This window comes from Pseudomonas sp. IT-P2 (genome assembly GCF_949767575.1).
Lineage (GTDB): Bacteria > Pseudomonadota > Gammaproteobacteria > Pseudomonadales > Pseudomonadaceae > Aquipseudomonas > Aquipseudomonas pharyngis.
Genome location: NZ_CATKQA010000011.1, coordinates 655,122 through 672,115, shown reverse-complemented (window position 1 = coordinate 672,115; position 16,994 = coordinate 655,122). Strand labels below are relative to the sequence as shown.

General features: G+C 58.0%; 17 protein-coding genes. 10 read left to right on the top strand and 7 right to left on the bottom strand.

Annotated features, from left to right (window positions below):
* Positions 1–19: 19 nt before the first annotated feature.
* From ACM6JM_RS09760 to msrA, 3 genes are read left to right on the top strand one after another with little or no spacing between them, the layout of a single operon-like run.
* On the top strand, positions 20–997 hold the full coding sequence (locus ACM6JM_RS09760; RefSeq protein ID WP_237233858.1) for a glycine betaine ABC transporter substrate-binding protein: 978 nt from the start codon (positions 20–22) through the stop codon (positions 995–997).
* Positions 994–1,920 (top strand): homocysteine S-methyltransferase family protein, encoded by a 927-nt coding sequence (locus ACM6JM_RS09755; RefSeq protein ID WP_414881752.1) that lies wholly within the window; start codon positions 994–996, stop codon positions 1,918–1,920. The genes ACM6JM_RS09760 and ACM6JM_RS09755 overlap by 4 nt, the downstream gene beginning before the upstream one ends.
* On the top strand, positions 1,913–2,380 hold the full coding sequence (gene msrA / locus ACM6JM_RS09750) for a peptide-methionine (S)-S-oxide reductase MsrA (RefSeq protein WP_414881751.1): 468 nt from the start codon (positions 1,913–1,915) through the stop codon (positions 2,378–2,380). Before ACM6JM_RS09755 ends, msrA begins: the two co-directional genes overlap by 8 nt.
* Positions 2,381–3,452: 1,072 nt before the next feature.
* On the opposite strand, the gene ACM6JM_RS09745 is transcribed toward msrA, so the two are convergent.
* A complete protein-coding gene (locus ACM6JM_RS09745) occupies positions 3,453–4,283 on the bottom strand; it encodes an alpha/beta fold hydrolase (RefSeq protein WP_048390108.1) in 831 nt (276 codons plus the stop codon).
* 227 nt (positions 4,284–4,510) lie between these two features.
* On the opposite strand from ACM6JM_RS09745, the gene ACM6JM_RS09740 reads away from it, so the two are divergent.
* Positions 4,511–4,990 carry a MerR family transcriptional regulator gene (locus ACM6JM_RS09740; RefSeq protein WP_414881750.1) on the top strand — a complete coding sequence of 160 codons (480 nt, stop codon included), beginning with the start codon at positions 4,511–4,513 and terminating at the stop codon, positions 4,988–4,990.
* A 15-nt stretch (positions 4,991–5,005) separates the two neighbouring features.
* Here ACM6JM_RS09740 and ACM6JM_RS09735 read toward each other — a convergent pair whose 3' ends face one another.
* On the bottom strand, positions 5,006–5,932 hold the full coding sequence (locus tag ACM6JM_RS09735; RefSeq protein ID WP_103385310.1) for an acetoacetate decarboxylase (ADC): 927 nt from the start codon (positions 5,930–5,932) through the stop codon (positions 5,006–5,008).
* A 115-nt stretch (positions 5,933–6,047) separates the two neighbouring features.
* Positions 6,048–6,851: a type 1 glutamine amidotransferase domain-containing protein gene (locus ACM6JM_RS09730; protein WP_103385254.1), complete on the bottom strand. Its 804-nt coding sequence runs from the start codon at positions 6,849–6,851 to the stop codon at positions 6,048–6,050.
* 195 nt (positions 6,852–7,046) lie between these two features.
* Here ACM6JM_RS09730 and ACM6JM_RS09725 point away from each other — a divergent pair, with 195 nt between their 5' ends.
* Positions 7,047–8,126, top strand: coding sequence for a saccharopine dehydrogenase family protein (locus ACM6JM_RS09725; RefSeq protein ID WP_414881748.1), 1,080 nt, complete (start codon positions 7,047–7,049; stop codon positions 8,124–8,126).
* A 74-nt stretch (positions 8,127–8,200) separates the two neighbouring features.
* Positions 8,201–9,427, top strand: coding sequence for an NADH:flavin oxidoreductase/NADH oxidase family protein (locus ACM6JM_RS09720; RefSeq protein WP_103385255.1), 1,227 nt, complete (start codon positions 8,201–8,203; stop codon positions 9,425–9,427).
* Positions 9,428–9,575: 148 nt separating this feature from the next.
* Here ACM6JM_RS09720 and ACM6JM_RS09715 read toward each other — a convergent pair whose 3' ends face one another.
* Entirely contained in the window at positions 9,576–10,565 is a 990-nt protein-coding gene (locus tag ACM6JM_RS09715; RefSeq protein WP_414881747.1) for a LysR family transcriptional regulator, read from the bottom strand.
* Positions 10,566–10,625: 60 nt separating this feature from the next.
* On the opposite strand from ACM6JM_RS09715, the gene ACM6JM_RS09710 reads away from it, so the two are divergent.
* Both ACM6JM_RS09710 and ACM6JM_RS09705 read left to right on the top strand, forming a co-directional pair.
* The gene (locus ACM6JM_RS09710; RefSeq protein WP_103385256.1) at positions 10,626–11,366 is read left to right on the top strand and encodes an SDR family oxidoreductase; all 741 of its coding nucleotides are present in this window, start codon (positions 10,626–10,628) and stop codon (positions 11,364–11,366) included.
* A 29-nt stretch (positions 11,367–11,395) separates the two neighbouring features.
* Entirely contained in the window at positions 11,396–12,478 is a 1,083-nt protein-coding gene (locus tag ACM6JM_RS09705) for an alkene reductase (RefSeq protein ID WP_414881912.1), read from the top strand.
* Positions 12,479–12,726: 248 nt separating this feature from the next.
* On the opposite strand, the gene ACM6JM_RS09700 is transcribed toward ACM6JM_RS09705, so the two are convergent.
* Together ACM6JM_RS09700 and ACM6JM_RS09695 are read right to left on the bottom strand one after the other, a co-directional pair.
* Positions 12,727–13,779 carry an AraC family transcriptional regulator ligand-binding domain-containing protein gene (locus ACM6JM_RS09700; RefSeq protein ID WP_414881746.1) on the bottom strand — a complete coding sequence of 351 codons (1,053 nt, stop codon included), beginning with the start codon at positions 13,777–13,779 and terminating at the stop codon, positions 12,727–12,729.
* Positions 13,780–13,785: 6 nt separating this feature from the next.
* Positions 13,786–14,784 (bottom strand): AraC family transcriptional regulator, encoded by a 999-nt coding sequence (locus ACM6JM_RS09695; protein WP_011334173.1) that lies wholly within the window; start codon positions 14,782–14,784, stop codon positions 13,786–13,788.
* A gap of 169 nt (positions 14,785–14,953) precedes the next feature.
* Between ACM6JM_RS09695 and ACM6JM_RS09690 the strand changes: the two genes are divergently transcribed.
* The gene (locus ACM6JM_RS09690) at positions 14,954–15,100 is read left to right on the top strand and encodes a hypothetical protein (protein WP_164872147.1); all 147 of its coding nucleotides are present in this window, start codon (positions 14,954–14,956) and stop codon (positions 15,098–15,100) included.
* Between the two features lie 3 nt (positions 15,101–15,103).
* On the opposite strand, the gene ACM6JM_RS09685 is transcribed toward ACM6JM_RS09690, so the two are convergent.
* A complete protein-coding gene (locus ACM6JM_RS09685; protein ID WP_011334172.1) occupies positions 15,104–15,700 on the bottom strand; it encodes a TetR/AcrR family transcriptional regulator in 597 nt (198 codons plus the stop codon).
* A 119-nt stretch (positions 15,701–15,819) separates the two neighbouring features.
* Between ACM6JM_RS09685 and ACM6JM_RS09680 the strand changes: the two genes are divergently transcribed.
* Complete coding sequence (locus tag ACM6JM_RS09680) at positions 15,820–16,977, top strand: MexC family multidrug efflux RND transporter periplasmic adaptor subunit (RefSeq protein ID WP_011334171.1); 1,158 nt, start codon at positions 15,820–15,822, stop codon at positions 16,975–16,977.
* The last annotated feature ends 17 nt before the right edge of the window (positions 16,978–16,994 follow it).

The window sequence follows — 16,994 nt, the reverse complement described above, 5'->3', positions numbered from 1 at the left end:
GATCGTGCCGGCCAGCGTGATGGCCAAGGACAAAATTGTCATTGGCGAGCAGAACTGGACGGGGGCCATCGCCATTCAACACATTTTGGGTGAGGTGATCAAAAGTCGTCTGGACGGTGATGTGTCGTATCTCGCCGGAGACGTGCCGGTGCTTTTCAGTGCGGCGGCCAAGGGCGACGGTTCTGTGGATGTGCTGACGGACATCTGGCTGCCCAATCAGTCGGCGGCGTGGGCCAAGTACGTCACCGGCGGCACCCGCTCACTGGTGCCCAATGCTCACCCTTATGCCGGCGAACAAGGCTTCTACATTCCCGGTTATCTGCAAGACAAGTACGGCGTCAAATCGATCTACGACCTGAAAAAACCGGAAGTGGCCAAGCTCTTCGAGCCAGTGGGCGGCGGCAAGGCCGAACTGCTGGTGGGGCCGGCGGGCTGGGAGTCGACCTATATCGGCCAGATCAAGGCCAAGGATTATGGCTTCGCCGATAAATTCGAGTCCGTGTCGACGGAAGCCTCGGTGACTTACGCCAAACTGGCCTCGGCTTACAAGGCGCAACGCGGTGTGGTGTTCTACGCTTACACCCCTGACTGGATTTTCTCGGCCTATGATCTGCGTCGTCTGGAAGAGCCCGCGTTCGATGGCTACGCCCAGGACAACAAAAAAGAAGATCCTCTTTACAAGGCGGATGGCTGCTGGAAATTCGTCAGCCCGACCGTCGATCCCGACTGGCTGAACAAGAGCCACATCACCTGCGCCTTCCCGGATGCCAAGGTGTACGTCCTGGCTTCCACAGCACTGCAAAAGCGCGCGCCGAAAATTGCCGAGTTCCTGCACAACTTCTCCATCGACCCGGCACAGTTGAACGGACTGATCCAGAAGATCGAAAAGGAGAAACAGCCAGCAGACGTCGCCGCCAAGGCCTGGGTTCAAGCCAACCCTTCTACTGTTGATCAGTGGTTTGCAGGGCAGGCGCAGCAAGTGAGTTCAGCCCAATGACCAGAGCGAACGTACGTGTGCTCGATGGCGGCATGGGGCGGGAGTTGAAGCGAATCGGCGCGCCGTTCCGTCAACCGGAATGGTCGGCCCTCGCGCTGATCGAAGCGCCCGAGTATGTGCTGCAGGCGCATCAGGCGTTCGTGACAGCGGGCGCCCGAATCATCACCACCAACAGCTATGCGGTGGTGCCTTTTCATATTGGCGACGAGCGATTTGCCGAGCAGGGAAGAGCGCTGGCTGAGCGCGCCGGACGACTGGCGCGGCAGGCCGCCGGCGAAAGTACCGATCCGGTCACCGTGGCCGGGTCGTTGCCGCCGGCGTTGGGGTCCTACCGGCCGGATCTGTTCGATCATCAGCGTTCAGTAGCTATTCACCGCGAACTGATTGCCGGATTGCAGGCGCACGTCGATGTGTGGCTGGCCGAAACGCAAAGCTCCATTGCTGAAGTGCGTGCGGTGGTCGAAGCCCTCGGAACGAATCCCGCGCCACTCTGGGTGTCATTCACGCTGTTGGACGAAGAGGGCCGGGAACCGCGATTACGCTCAAACGAGGCCGTTGCTGATGCGGTTGGGGTGGCGGCTGAGCTGGGGGCCAGGGCGGTGCTCTTCAATTGCAGCCAGCCGGAAGTGATGGCCGCGGCCTTGATTGAGGCACGCGCTGTGATTGAAAACCTGGATCATCCTGTCGAACTGGGGGTTTATGCCAATGCTTTCCCCCCTGTCAGTGCCAAAGCCGAGGCCAATAGCGATTTGTTGGACATTCGGCGCGATCTGGGCCCCGAGTCCTACCTGGACTGGTCGAAATCATGGGTTGCCGCAGGGGCCAGCATTGTCGGCGGATGCTGTGGAATCGGCCCGGAGCATATCGCCCAGTTGCATTTGCACCTGCACTATCAAAAGGGTGAGGAGGCCGCGCATGAGTGATTTTCCAGGCGACGTTCTGTCAGAGCAGGCGACATTCGGTGCCGGCTGTTTCTGGGGGGCGGAAGCCTCATTCCGGGCATTGCCGGGTGTGCTCGACACCCGCGTCGGGTTCGCGCGGTCAGACTTGGGCGATGCCACCCTGATCGAAGTCGTGCAAGTCGACTTCGACCCCCGACTCATTTCCTACAGCCGTCTCGTCGAGCACTTCTGGACACTGCACGATCCCACGTCAGGCGACCGGCAGGGTGCGGACGTCGGGGCGAAATACCGTTCCGCGCTGTTTTTCAACAGTGCCGAGCAGTCCCGACTGGCGCTTGTCGCCAGGCAGCAGCTGGATGCCAGTGGCCAGTTGGGCAAGCCAGTGGCTACGGTGATCCTGCCACTGGGTGAGTTTCAAAAGGCAGATGAAGAACATCAGCGCTACCTTGAAAAGCATGGTGGTAGCGCCTGTTCCATTTGATGCATAGGCAACGCTTTTGCCGTCTGGGCCGGGGCGTTGCAATTGCTCGGCGAGGTACTGGTCGCGGGGACGCGGATCGATCTGCGGAAAAGTGCCGTTTCAGCTTTGCCGATTCTGGCGACCAGGTTGTCGGCTTGACGGCCGCTTTGGAGCCAGATGGCGTAACCGTCGAGAAAGCCAGAATCGCCTCGCAATAGAAAGCCTGGATCGCTCGCAGGTGCGCGGAGTGCTAAAGCACCAGAACACCAATGCCCTCAACGACCAACCCTATGGCTGATCTAGAAAGGAACGGATTAACGGGTTCAGCGCTGGCGCACACTCCTCTGGGACCCAGTGGCCACATTCAGGCAAAACGTGTGCTTCAACATTAGTAGCGTATCGTCGAATATTCTCAGGCTGCCGGGCTCCGAATCCGCCATTGCCCCCCCGCCAACGGCGAGAACCGGCATGGTCACTTTGGTCGTCGCTAATTTCTCGTTCTGCGCAATCGAACGGGGAAGTGCGCGGTAATACTCAAATGCGTGGTGGAAGGTCTGAGGCTTTGAGTATGAGCGGACGTAGCTGTCTATCAGTCCATCCGTGAGCGCTACCAAGCTTCTATGCTGCATTCGGCAGCAAAGGAGCTTTTTTTTCGGATGCATTGAAACGCTATTCAGCCACGGTGGTGCCATTGGACCGGTTCTTGATCCCGGGCAAGTCACCTAGCGCTGCCCTTAGCGAAATGCTTATTGCTGCGGCGCGTGCTTATGCCGCCCATCCTCAGCGGCGAGGCTGCTTTATTCGGTTGCACTGCAATCAGACGCCCGCTGCTTGTTGAATATCTTGTGATTGGTGCTGCTGGCGGTGAGGCGGCCTTAAGGATGCTCGAACTGTCGATGAAGAGTCGCCCCAATTAAGCCTTCTCCGGGCATTAAAAAATGCTAAAGCACTTTTCCGTTCTGGGCTCCGTGGACGACTGCTTTCGGCCAATAGCGGACAATCAGTTAACGCATTTCTTATGCACTTTGCGAAATTCAAAATCTGATCTTGGAGTCGCAAGGGGAAAAAGGGCGGGATTAACCCGCCCCATTTTTTAGCTCCGCACGAATGCCAGCAGATCTGCGTTAATCGTCTCGGCGTTGGTTGTCGGCATTCCATGAGGGAAGCCCGGGTAGATTTTCAACGTACTGTTTTGCAGAAGTTTGGCCGACAAAACCCCTGCATTTTCATAAGGCACGATCTGGTCATCATCACCATGCATTACCAGGACGGGGATCTTGATGCTCTTCAAATCTTCGGTGAAGTCGGTCTGAGAAAACGCCACTATCCCGTCATAGTGTGCCTGTGCACATCCCATCATGCCTTGTCGCCACCAGTTCAAGACAATGCCCTCGGAGGTCTTTGCACCCGGGCGGTTATAGCCATAGAAAGGCCCTGCAGGAACGTCGTGGTAAAACTGTGCCCGGTTGGCTTTCAGTTGTGCCTGCAAGTCGTCGAACACTGACTTCGGCAGGCCGCCAGGATTGGTCGGTGTCTGGACCATCAGCGGTGGCACGGCACTGATGATGGCCGCTTTCGAGACGCGGTCTTCGCCATGGCGAGCGATATAGTGAACGACTTCACCGCCGCCGGTGGAGTGCCCGACGTGAACTGCGCCTTGTACACCCAGGTGATCAACTACGGCCGCGACGTCGTCGGCGTAGTGGTCCATGTCGTGTCCATCCCAGACCTGGCTGGATCGCCCGTGACCGCGCCGATCGTGTGCTACAACCCGGTAACCGGCACCCAGGAAAAAGAGCATTTGCGCGTCCCAATCATCCGCGCTCAGTGGCCATCCGTGGTGAAAGAAGATGACCTGGGCATCGCGTGGCCCCCAGTCTTTGTAGAAGATTTCAACACCATCTCTTGTAGTGACATACCCCATGTTCGTATCTCCTGAATGAAGTGGAGGCCTTCATCGAATCGCGTTCCGATCATGGCCTTGAGTTAATAGCATGCAGCCCTTCCGGTAGGCAGTTCAGAGTGCGTTGCTGGATTAGCCTGCGCTTACTCACGAACGCCATGACGACCAAGTCACACGGTGCGCTTGGCCGCTCGATGACTTTAGGTTTAAAGTCAACTTTAAGGTCAATAGATTTTTCAGGGTGATGTATGAGAATAGGCGAACTGGCGAAAATCAGCGGACTGGCACCGTCACGCATCCGTTTCTATGAGGCCAGTGGCTTGATCAGCTCCGTTGAGCGCAAGGCCAATGGCTACCGGGACTACGCGCCCGATACCGAATGGGTACTGGAACTCATCACCGGCGCACAAGCGGCAGGTTTCTCATTGGAGGAGATTCGGCAACTGATGCCGATGAATGCCAGTGGCTGGCGGCACGACGAGTTGCTCACTGGACTCAAGCAAAAGGTGGAAGAAATCAGCGTTCTGCAGGAGCGGCTAGCGCAAAACAAAGCTCAACTTCTGGTCGTCATCAAGGGCATCGAAGATAAACCCGAGGGCATGGCGTGTGGGGATAATGCTCAAATGCTGATAAATCGTCTGCGTGAAGAGGGGGTTGGAAAAGCTTCAGATAGGCCCGCGGTAACGTCTTCTACAAAAAAACACACCCGTCAGGCTTCCGGAGCCTGACAGGCGCAAAAAGTCTCAGCGCTCGCCAATCAGGCTGGCGAGTGGCTTGGGCGCATAAAGCGCACTCTGGAACTCTGGCACGTATTCGTACTTCATCATTTTCCCCAGCTTCAGGGCACGGAGGTAATTCGACAGACTGCCGTCGCCCAGCGTGAGGGTGACCGAATCAGCGTCGCGGCTGGAGCCGTGACTGAGCTGGCGGGAAACCGCATACCCGTATGCCAGTTGGCCCTGATGATCGAGATTGGTGAAGCTGCTGGTGACGATGTCGACATCGCGAGAGAGGTTGTCGAGTTTCTTCGCTTTGAAGGACACGTCGACTTTTCCGGTCTGGCTGTCGGTGATGTCATAGACCACAGATTGGGCATCTTCTTTGCGGTCAATACCGGTCAGCCATTTAGGCAGGTTGTAACCGACGACACCGCGCACCCGTGCAAGCTCGGTATTGACCGGCAGCTTGAGCACATAGCCCCAGAAGTCGCCAGACATCGACTGGCCAATCAGTGTGAACGGGCCCAGATTGGCTTTGCCTGGCTTGTTGGTAATGATCGACACGGCCACTTCGTTATAGGCGTCGTTATCACAATGCTCATAGGTGTAAGCGGTAAACGCAATCAAGCCGCGACCCGGCCAGATTTGCAGGGGGTGTACGGTTGCCAATACTTCCGGCGGCATCAATGCCCGAAGTGTGTCCAGGTCGGCCGTGTAGACAGCCGTTACCCGACTGTTCTGGTAATAAAAGTTCGGAGAGTATGACTCGAAGCCAATGTCTACCTTGTGCTTTTCCAGTCCTTTGAACCAGCTCAAATCAACACCCGGCAGTTCTGCTGCAATCACCGACAAGGGAGGATTCGAGCGATAACGGTCGTACAAGCCGCCCTTGACGACCGGCACTGTGTGGCCTGCGATATCGATTGTGTTGGTTTCAGTCGGGCTGAGCATTTCAGGCGTCCCCGCCAACGCATGGTTGGCAATTGAGCTGAACAGCAATCCTGTTAATACGGCGCTTGCGAGTTTCAATCGGTCTTTCTCCGGGTGGTGGGAACTACTTGAGGGTTCAGCGAGCTACGTTGTCGCCTGAGAGCACCGCCATCACGGCTTCAGCTACGGCTTTGGGCGATTGAGGGTTTTGGCCGGTGACAAGCCTTCCATCAGTGATGGCGAATGACGTGAATGGCAGCCAGCCTTTGCGGTATCGCGCGCCTTGGCTCACCAACTTGTCCTCAAGGAAGAAGGGCACCTGGCTTTTCATGCCGGAGAACAGCTCTTCGCGATCAGAGAAGCCGGTGATGTTCTTCCCTTTGATGATCAACTGGCCTTGTTCATCCTTCAGATCCAACAGACCCGCAACGCCATGGCAGACGGCCGAGACGATGCCACCCTGGTTGTAGATAGTTTCGGCGACACGCCGCAGGTCGGGATTATTGGGGAAGTCCCACATCACCCCATGGCCCCCGGTGAAGTAGATGACGCTGAACTGGGACGGATCGACATCGGCGATCGGCAGTGTGTTTTGCAGGCGAGCGCGAAAGGCAGGGGACTGCAAATGCTCTCGGGCGGCCTTGTCCATGTACAGCCAACCGAGGCTGCGCTCATCTAGAGGCACCGCACCGCCTTTGGGACTGGCAAAAACTGTGCTGTAGCCAGCTGCCTCCACTACGTCGGTGAAATGCGTCAGCTCAGTCAGCCACAACCCCGTCGTATCGGTTCGTGAGGGATAGCTGGAGTGGTTGGTCAGAATCACCAGAATTTGGCGATTCTTGGCAGTCATTGTGGAAGGGGCGGTATCAGCATTTGCAAATGTCATGAAAGCGCTACCTATCAGTACCAACGCATAAGAAACAAAGGTCTTGAGCATCATCCGGGTTCCATCAATCAAGCAGGTCGGCGCATGCTCACCTTAAACCTCGCTTTAAGGTCAACCCCCGCCTCTGCAAATAATTTCCACTGGTAGCTGCTCGCTTCAACTTGACCCTCAACCTGACTTTAACGCTAGCGTCTGATGCTCAATGAGCAAGGCAATAACGCTCGTCACTAATCCACTCGGGAGCCATGCATGAGTCAGCAAGACAACTTTGATACGCAGATGAAATGGATGATTTATGGAGCCAACGGCTACACCGGCGAGTTGATCGCTCGTGATGCTGTAAAACGTGGGCTTAAACCTGTGCTGGCGGGACGTAGCCGAGACAAAGTTGAAGCCCTGGCTCGGGAGTTGGGTCTTGAAGCTCGGGTGTTTGGACTCGAAGACGAAGTACGTTTACTTGCTCAGATCAAAGGCCATGGCTTGGTTCTGCATTGTGCAGGGCCGTTCTCAGCGACCGCCGTTCCGATGATGGAAGCATGCTTGCGTGCCAATGCACATTATTTGGATATCACTGGCGAGATTGCCGTATTCGAGCACGCTCAATCCCTGAATGAACGTGCGCGGGCGGCGGGCGTGGTCATTTGCCCAGGCGTCGGTTTCGATGTGGTTCCTACGGACTGTGTAGCCGCTGCATTGAAAAATGCGATGCCGGATGCCACGCACCTGGCATTGGGTTTTGATTCGCGCTCAAGTTTTTCGCCCGGTACTGCTAAGACTTCAATTGAGGGTATGGCGCAGGGTGGCAAGGTTCGCCGTGACGGCAAAATCACCTCGGTGCCGCTGGCCTACCGGGTGCGTCGCATCGACTTTGGTGCCGGAGAAAAGCTGGCAATGACTATTCCATGGGGCGACGTTTCCACTGCTTGGCACACCACCGGCATTGCCAACATCGAAGTTTTCATCCCTGGTTCCGCAGGCATGATCCGCGGCGCCCGGTTTGCTAATTGGATTCGTCCGTTGCTGGGTTTGTCGTTCGTGCAGCGGTTGCTCAAAGCACGAATTGGAAAAATCGTGGTCGGCCCCGATCAGGAAAAACGCGCAGATCAAGGCACCTATGTTTGGGGCGAGGCTCGCAACGCCCGTGGTGAGTGCAGAACCGCGCGCCTGCATACCGCGAACGTCTACAGCCTGACGATCGACGCTGCATTGGCGGTGGTTGATTACCTGTTGCAAATGCGTCCGACTGGCGGGGCTTACACACCCGCACTGTTGTTAGGTGCTGAGCTGGTGACGCAATTGCCAGGATCTGGCGCGATGAACATCGACTGATTCGGAAAAAAGATGTTGACCTTAAAGTTGACTTCAATCTTAAGGTAGCCTCATATCCAGTTGAGGACTGCTCCATGAATGTGTTCGACACCCTGATGCTTCCAAACGGTTCGTCTATCAAGAACCGAATCGCCAAAGCCGCCATGGAAGAGAACATGGCGGACGCCGATCAGGCACCCTCCGAAGAACTGATGCGTCTCTACCAAGCGTGGGCCGATGGTGGTGCAGGCCTGATCATCACCGGCAACGTGATGGTCGACGGCCGCGCCATGACCGGACCGGGTGGCGTAGTTTTGCAGGACGATCAGCAACTGGCCAAGTTCAAGCGTTGGGCACGTATTGGTCGATCCGGCGGTGCGCAGTTCTGGTTGCAGATCAACCACCCAGGGCGGCAGATGCAGTCCAATCTTGGGCAAAAAACATGGGCACCGTCGGCCGTGCCGCTGGATTTGGGCAAACTGTCCAAGCGTTTCGCCACGCCTCACGCGATGACCTCCGGCGTGATTAAGGAAGTTATCCAACGCTTTGCGAACACCGCGCGCCTCGGCGAACAAGCCGGATTCACCGGCGTGGAAATCCATGCTGCCCATGGCTATTTGTTGAGCCAGTTCCTTTCGCCGTTGACCAACCAAAGGACGGACGAATGGGGCGGTTCCCTAGAAAATCGGGCGCGCCTGTTAATCGAAATCGTCAAGGCGGTCAGGGCTGTGGTTTCTGCGGATTTCGCAGTGGCGGTCAAGCTCAACTCCGCCGATTTCCAGCGGGGAGGGTTTACCGCCGATGATGCGAAGAAGGTCGTTGAGCTGCTCAATGGCCTTGGTGTGGATTTGGTGGAATTATCCGGAGGCAGTTATGAAGCGCCCGCTATGCAGGGGGAGGCGCGCGATGGTCGCACGCTGGCTCGCGAAGCCTACTTCGTCGAGTTCGCCCGTGATATCCAAACAGTTGCCAGAATGCCGGTAATGGTCACCGGTGGTATACGTCGCCGCGCGGTGGCGGAAAACGTCGTGCAGAGCGGCGTTAATATGGTTGGGATCGGAACAGCGTTAGCCATCGATCCCAACTTGCCTCGGGACTGGCTGCTGGGCAAAGACAATGCTCCGCAATTGCCGCCGATTACCTGGAAAAATAAAGCCGTCGCATCCTTGGCAAACATGGCGGTAGTGAAGTTTCAGTTGCGCAAGCTGAGTCGCGCGAAAAAGCCCGATCCGAACGTTTCACCGCTGCGTGCGCTTATCCTGCAACAGCTCGGTATGGCACTTCGCACTCGTCAATATCGACGGTGGGTGGAAACCGTTTGATGTGCGCCGGTAAGTTTTGTATTTGAAGAGCTAAGTTTTGTCGTATCGGTCATTACTAGCAGGAGCGTCCGCTATTGGCCGATTGCTGCCTGTCGCGTGCGCTGCAATCGGCAAGAAGCGGTTATTCAAAATCCACCAGAATGCACTCTCACATACTCGGTTTTTTGATTAGCTCATCCCAAGGAGGCGTGGGAGGGAACAGCTCCACCAGGTATGCAATGAACGCTTTTACGTTTGGGCTACCTCGACGGCTTTCTGGCCATAAAGCAGTGATAGAAAATCGCTCTACGGTGAATTGTGGGAGGATCGGAACCAGTTCTCCCCGGCGCACATACGGCGCAGCCACATAGTGCGGTGAGATACCGATACCGCCCCCCGCAGCTATTACCACAGCAACCGCATCGCTGGCATCGACTGTAAAAGCTGTATTTGGCGACAACTCAAGCTGTTTACCATCCGCCTCATAAGGCCATTTCAAACTCTGCCCCGTGCTCTGATACCGAAAATTCACGCATTCATGACCCGCAAGGTCTTCAGCCGTTACCGGAGTACCTTTGCGCTGTAGGTAATGAGGTGATGCGAATGCACCGATCCGATGCGGGCCCAGCGGGCGAGAAATCAGTCGCGAGTCGGCAAGGTTGCCAACCCGAACCGCGACGTCGATGCCTTGTTCAATGATGTCGGAATACTGATCGCCAAGCCGCAGATCAATAGCCACGTTCGGGTATTGCTCGCGAAATCTTGGCAGGGCTGGCGCGAGAATATTCAGGCCAATCGGCAACGGCGCGGTGACTTTCAACACGCCCGAAGGCTCGGCGCGGGAGGCGACGGCGGCCTGATCGATGTCTTCGACTTCACGCAGAATCCGCAACGCCCGTTCGTAAAGATCGCGGCCCTCCGGGGTGAGCACCAGTGAGCGTGTGGTGCGGGTGAACAGCATCAGCCCGAAATGCTCTTCGAGCCTTTGCACGCTTTTGCTGACGGCCGACGGTGATACCGACAGTGCCCGGGCTGCAGCCGTGTAGCTGCCCAGCGAAGCCGCTCGTGCAAAGGCGATGAGCCCAGTTAAACGATCCAATCCGATTTGTGCCTTCATGGCACTAGTAAAGCGACTTCTGCCCTGATTATCAATCTTCATTCCAAGTCGTAGTCTTTGCCCATCGAACGCCACTCGGGTGTTCCAGACGGAGACTCAAGCATGAACATCACCCAAACCCTGCCATCCTCACTCACCGACAAAACCGTGGTCATTTTCGGCGGTACCTCCGGCATCGGCCTCGCCGCTGCCGTGCAAGCGAAAGCCGCTGGCGCCAAGGTCATCGTCATCGGTTCAAACGCCGCGCGTGCCGGACAAGCCGCCATCGAGCATGGTCTCGACGATTGGCGCGCGGCAGACGTGACTGACAGTCAGGCTATCGAAACAGCATTGGCAGATATCCCCCAAGTCGATCACCTCGTTCTGCTCGCCGGCACGTTTGTGGCTGGCTCCGTGCTTGCGGCGGATCTCGCTTACCTGCACCGCGCGTTCGATGAACGCATCTGGGCATCGATCAATGTGATTCGGATCCTCGGTGACAAGCTGGCAAAAGACGGCTCGATCACGTTCATTTCCGGCTCTCTGGCTGATCGCCCGAATGCCTACGGCACCGCCGTGCTGGCAGCCGCCTCGGCAGCGATGGAAGCACTGGCTCGCGGTCTGGCTCTCGAGCTGGCACCGGTGCGGGTCAACACGCTGTCGCCGGGCCCGATCAACACCCCGATTCTCGGCAAGGCACTGGGTGAGGGGCGTGAGGCATTTATCGCCTCACTTGAGCAGATTCTGCCCCTACATCGCCTCGGCACAGCAGCAGAGGCAGGCGCGGCAGCGGTGTTCCTGATGAGCAACACCTTCATGAACGGCGCCGTACTCAACATCGACGGCGGCGCACGCCTGGTTTGATCCTGCCCACCTTTTTGGAGAGCCTGAACATGACATCGTTATTTGATTCCCTGCGCCTCGGCGCGCTCGATTTGCCCAACCGTATCCTGATGGCGCCGATGACCAGAGCGCGCGGTACTCGCGAGCACGTCCCGACCGAGATGATGGTCGAGTATTACCGTCAGCGCGCCAGCGCGGGACTGATCATTTCCGAAGCGATCGGCATCAGTCAGCAAGGTTTGGGCTGGCCTTACGCAACGGGCATCTGGTCCGACGAACAGGTCGCCGGCTGGCGCAAAGTCACCGACGCAGTTCATGCTGCTGGCGGCCGGATTATCGCGCAGCTGTGGCACATGGGCCGGGTCGTGCACCCGAGTTTTCTCGGTGGCGGCCAGCCGGTTTCCGCATCGGTCACCACGGCGCCGGGCCAGGCGCATACCTACGCAGGTAAACAACCGTATACCCCGGCGCGCGCGTTACCGCTGGAAGAAATTCCCGCACTGCTGGAAGACTTCCGTCAAGCCACGCGCAACGCAATCGAGGCGGGTTTTGACGGCGTACAAATTCACGCCGCCAACGGCTATCTGATCGACCAGTTCTTGCGCGACAGCGACAATTTTCGCAGTGATGCCTATGGTGGTTCGATCGATAACCGTATCCGCTTGCTAAAGGAAGTAACCGAGGCGGTTGCAGGCGTCATCGGCGCCGACCGCACCGGCGTACGCTTGACCCCAAGCAGCTATGAACAGGGTATCCGCGATAGCGATCCAGAAGCACTATTCATCCGTGCTGCCGAAGTGCTGTCATCGATCGGCATTGCTCATCTGGAAGTCCGCGAGCCACCGCTGGATGGCACCTTCGGCAAGTCAGAACGGCCGCCGCTGGCCGGGATGATTCACGAAGTGTTCAAAGGCGTACTGATCCTCAACTCGGACTACGGGCTTGCCAAGGCGCAAGCGCACTTGGATGCAGGACTCGCCGATGCGATTGCATTTGGACGTCCGTTTATCGGCAATCCGGACCTACCGCTGAGATTCGCTCGGGGGTTGCCACTGGTGGAAAGCGAGATGAGTACCTGGTTCAGCCAGGGTCGGGAAGGCTATTTGGATTATCCGGCGTCAGGTTCCGTTTGAGTTGACGATCGGGGGAAGGACGATCGTCCGTTATTGGCCGGTTGCTGCCGGATGGCCGCTATTGGCTGATAGCTTCTCCCCAGGAGAAAGGGCGACTGTTGGTCGGATGCGGTACATTCTCAACGGTGGCTCGTGTCCAACTGCTTCCTGTCACAAGCGTCCATTTTTTGCCGATAACTCCTCCTAACTGCAATCAACTTGCTACAAGTGCTGACTTCCAATACGAAACAGTTCCAGTTTCAATACGCTCAAGGTCGCTCTTTCACTCGATTTCGAAGCAGCAAGGGCTGTCTGTTCACACCGAATTGCCTGCACCACTCCAGCACCGACACCCCAAACCATCGATGAAAAGCCCGCGAGAATGTACTGACATCGGCGTAGCCCAGCAGGTGCGCTACTTGCGGCAGACTGATCGTCGGGACCTGCAGGTATTTGCGCGCCAATTGCTGGCGCGTCTCGTCCAGCAACTGCTGAAAAGAGGTCTTTTCCTCAGCCAGGTGGCGCTGCAAGGATCTCGGGGTGACGGCCATGCAATCGGCCACTCTGTCGATCGTCGCGCGTCCGCTGGGCAACAGATTGCGCAGCAATTGCCTGACGTATCCCGGCATGGCATCGGTGGACAGACGTTCAATACCTGCCAAATGTTCAGCGATGAGCTGATGCAAGGCTTCACTGGCGCAATCCAGCGGCTGCGCGAGCACACTGGCATTGAAGAGCAATCCCGTGTGGGCGGCTGAAAACGTCGGCGTGATGTTTAGCGCCTGCCGATAGAGGCCTTCATCCGCCAAAGGCGCATGGCGGAGCATGATTGCCTCGGGTTGCCATGGTGCACTGGCCAGGGTTTGCATCAGGCGCAGACCGACCCCGCACGCCAGCTCTTCGGCCTGAGCGAGGCCGTCGATCTCCTGCTCATCGGCTCGATAACCCAGTAACGCGATGCCGTCGGCCACCTCCAGATAGAGATGCGCAGCGCCGTTGTACAGGGCGAAATTGGCGCGCAGTTCGCGCAGCGCGTCGCCGACGGTACGGGTGTTGTGAATCAGGAAAAACATGTCACCGAAGACGTCGACTCCCTGATGGAGGCCGAACTCCAAACCGAACAATGCGTTGTTCGAGCGCTGCCGGCACAGTGTCAACAAGCGGCAGTAATTGCGAAAGGACAGGATGTCTTCCGGGCGCTGCAGTGACGCTACGGACAGACACGCTTGGCGCAGCATCCGGTTCGGCTCCAGTCCCTGACGCCGGGCAAATGGATCGAAACCTGTCAGGCTGATGGCGCGAATGAACGGGTTGCAAGCCATGTCGATTTACCGAGGTAAGTGTTGCATGCGTTGTTTCCACTGCTGCGGGCTGACCCCGTTCCAGCGCGTGAATGCCCGGGAAAACGCGCTCAGGTCGGCGTAACCCAACAGACCCGCCACTTGCGTCAGGCTGAGCGAAGAATCGCAGAGGTAGCGCGCGGCCATCGACCGGCGTGTCTGGTCCAGCAGCGCCTGAAATCCAGAGCCCTGCGCTCGAAGATAGCGCTGCAAGGTGCGTGGACTGATCATCATGTACTCGGCCATGTCGCGCAGCGTGACCGGGCCGTGGGCCAGTTCATTGCGCAGCCTTTTTTGCAGGTAAGACGGCAATTCCTCCAGCGTCACGCGGGCCAGTTCGTCGATATGTTGCCGGGCCAATTGTTGGTATCTGGCGTCTGTCGTGCTCAGCGGTGTCGTCAGTAATGACTCATCAAACACCCAGGCATTGACCGGGCTGTCGAAACGCGGCGCTACCCCGAGCAAGGCGCGATAGGCCAGGCGGTTGGCCGGAGCACTGTGGCGCAACAGCAGCGATTTTGGTTGCCAGGCGTGCCCGAGCAGTTCGCGCAGCAGGCAACTGGCGATACCCATCGCCAGTTCCACGGTCTGGCGGACCGAAATAAAGGTGCCATCCGTGACGTCGTATAGCAGCAGGGCGTTACCGGCCTGACGCTCAAGCTGCACGAGCGCGCCGTCGCTATGGATATGGAAATAACGTGTCAGCAGGTTCAGCGCCTCGCCGACCGTGCCTGAACTGCGCATGGCGTAAAGCAGGGTGCCGAGACTTTGCGTGCCCTGGCGCAAGCCGAACTGCACGCCGAATAGCGGGTTGTGCGAGCGCTGGGCGCACAAGTCAATCAAGGCATTGAACTGCGCGCCGGACAGTCGAGCATCCAGAGGGTCTTCAGGCAGCTCAACCGCGGCCAGCGCCGAAGCCGGGTCGATGCCCTGACTGGCACAAAACGCCTTGAACCCCAACAGCGCAGTACTTCGAACCGTGGACATCCGCTCAACCCTCAGAATGACCGGCCGCCGCTGGCCGGAAAGAACTGGCACGATTTGCAAAATCGCTGGCGCGATCTGCAAAGCTTTCACCTCGCTCGTAGGGCCAGACTCGAAGCACCCATAACAATAAAACTGCGTTCGGCCCGCGGCCGGACGATGGAGGTGTTCGATGCGTCGGTTCCTGTTTGCTTTGCTCGCGGTCGCATTGGTTTCGGGTGCGCTGTATTCGCAGCACCGGCCAGCTGGCCACACCGTTGTCCATCATTCCAGTCACCCTCCGGTCGCCAGCATCAGCGATGCCTTCACCCATTTTTGAGCGTTAGAGCATTTTTTCCGGCAAGCAGGCGTCCTCGCGCAATTGACTACCGGCCAGCGCGCCATGCAGGAACATTTGCTCAAGGGTGCGTGCCGAATCGGCGTTGGCGGCTCGCCCGCGCTGTTCGGCATCCACCAGGCCATACACCAGAGTGATGAACAGCTCGGTGAAAATCGCGGCGGTGATGTCGATGCGAAACAACCCTTGTTGCTGGCCTCTCAGAAAAAATCCGTCCAGCGCCTCCAGGTAAAACTGCCAGCGTGTGTCGCCCCGTTCGAAATCGAGAAAGTCGGGGCGGTAATGTGCCATCAGAAACGCCAACAACTCGCGATGGGCGAGGTGTTCGCGGATCAATCGACGTAACGCGTCCAGCGCCTGCAAATGCTGCAAACCGGCACGGCGGATAATCAGATTGAGCGTTGCTTCGGCGTGTTCTTCCAGTCTTTGCACCAGGTTTTCCCGTGTTCCGCAATAGCGGTGCAGGGTGGCCTTGCTCACGCCTGCCAATTGCGCCAGCTCTTTCATGGTTGCCCTCGGCCGGTTGACGACCGCCACGGTCAACGATTTGAGCAGGTGTTCTTCATGGAAAATCAGGTTCATCACCAAGCCTCAAGCGATCGTAATGTAAGATTCATATATTTCTCACATGAGACATTATTGACTCATTAGGATTTGAAAAGTAGCATTCGCACCAAATTCAATCAAGCCTCGGGTGAGTTATGGGCAATTTGCGTGCAGTAGGGATGGCGGGGTCGTTGGCAGTTGCCATTGCGCTGGCCGGGTGTGGACCAGCGAATGAACAGGCGGATATGGCTGAAGTGGCGCGTCCGGTAGAGGTGCTTGCAGTGAAGACTGAGCCACTGGCACTGACGTCAGAGCTGCCGGGCCGGGTGGAACCGATGCGCGTTGCGGAAGTGCGTGCGCGGGTGCCGGGCATCGTGATGCAGAAGCGTTTTGAAGAGGGCGCTGATGTCAAAGCCGGCGACCTGCTGTTCCAGATCGACCCGGCACCGCTGAAAGCAGCCTTGTCTCGCGCCGAGGGTGAACTGGCCCGTGCGCAATCCGTTGCCCTTGAGGCTCAGGCGCGGGTCAAGCGTTATGAACCGTTGGTGAAGATCGAAGCGGTCAGCCAGCAGGACTACGACAGCGCCATGGCCGATTTGCGCAGTGCTCAGGCGGCCACGCGTTCAGCCCAGGCTGATCTGCAAAGCGCCCGGTTGAACCTGGGTTATGCCTCGGTGACCGCGCCGATTTCCGGGCGTGTCGGCCGCGCACTGGTCACAGAAGGCGCCTTGGTCGGTCAGGGTGACGCAACGTTGATGGCGCGGATTCAGCAGCTGGATCCGGTGTATGTCGACTTCACCCAATCGGCCGCTGACGCGCTGCGTCTGCGCGAATCACTCAAGGGCGGCAAACTCTCCGCCGACGACAACAAGGCGTTGTCGATTCGTGTCGACGGCACTGCTTACGAGCGTCAGGGCGCCCTGATGTTTACCGATGTCGCCGTTGACCGTGGCACCGGCCAGGTGTCGTTGCGTGGCAAGTTCGCCAACAGTGACGGCGTGTTGCTGCCAGGTATGTTCGTGCGCGTGCGCACACCTCAAGGCACCGACAATCAGGCCATTCTCGTGCCACAGCGCTCGGTGCAGCGCGGCAGCGATGGCGGGGCGCAAGTCATGGTGGTCGGCGCCGACGGCCGCGCCGAAGCGCGCACTGTGGTGACCGGTTCCATGCAGGGTTCGCGCTGGCAGATCAGTGAAGGCCTGAAGGCCGGCGATCAGGTGATTGTCAACGGCCTGAGTGGCCTGCAGGCAGGCGCCAAGGTCGCGCCTGCTCAGCCTCAAGCCCAGGCGCTGACGCCTGAGTCGAAACAGTAAGGGCGCCGTCGCCGCGA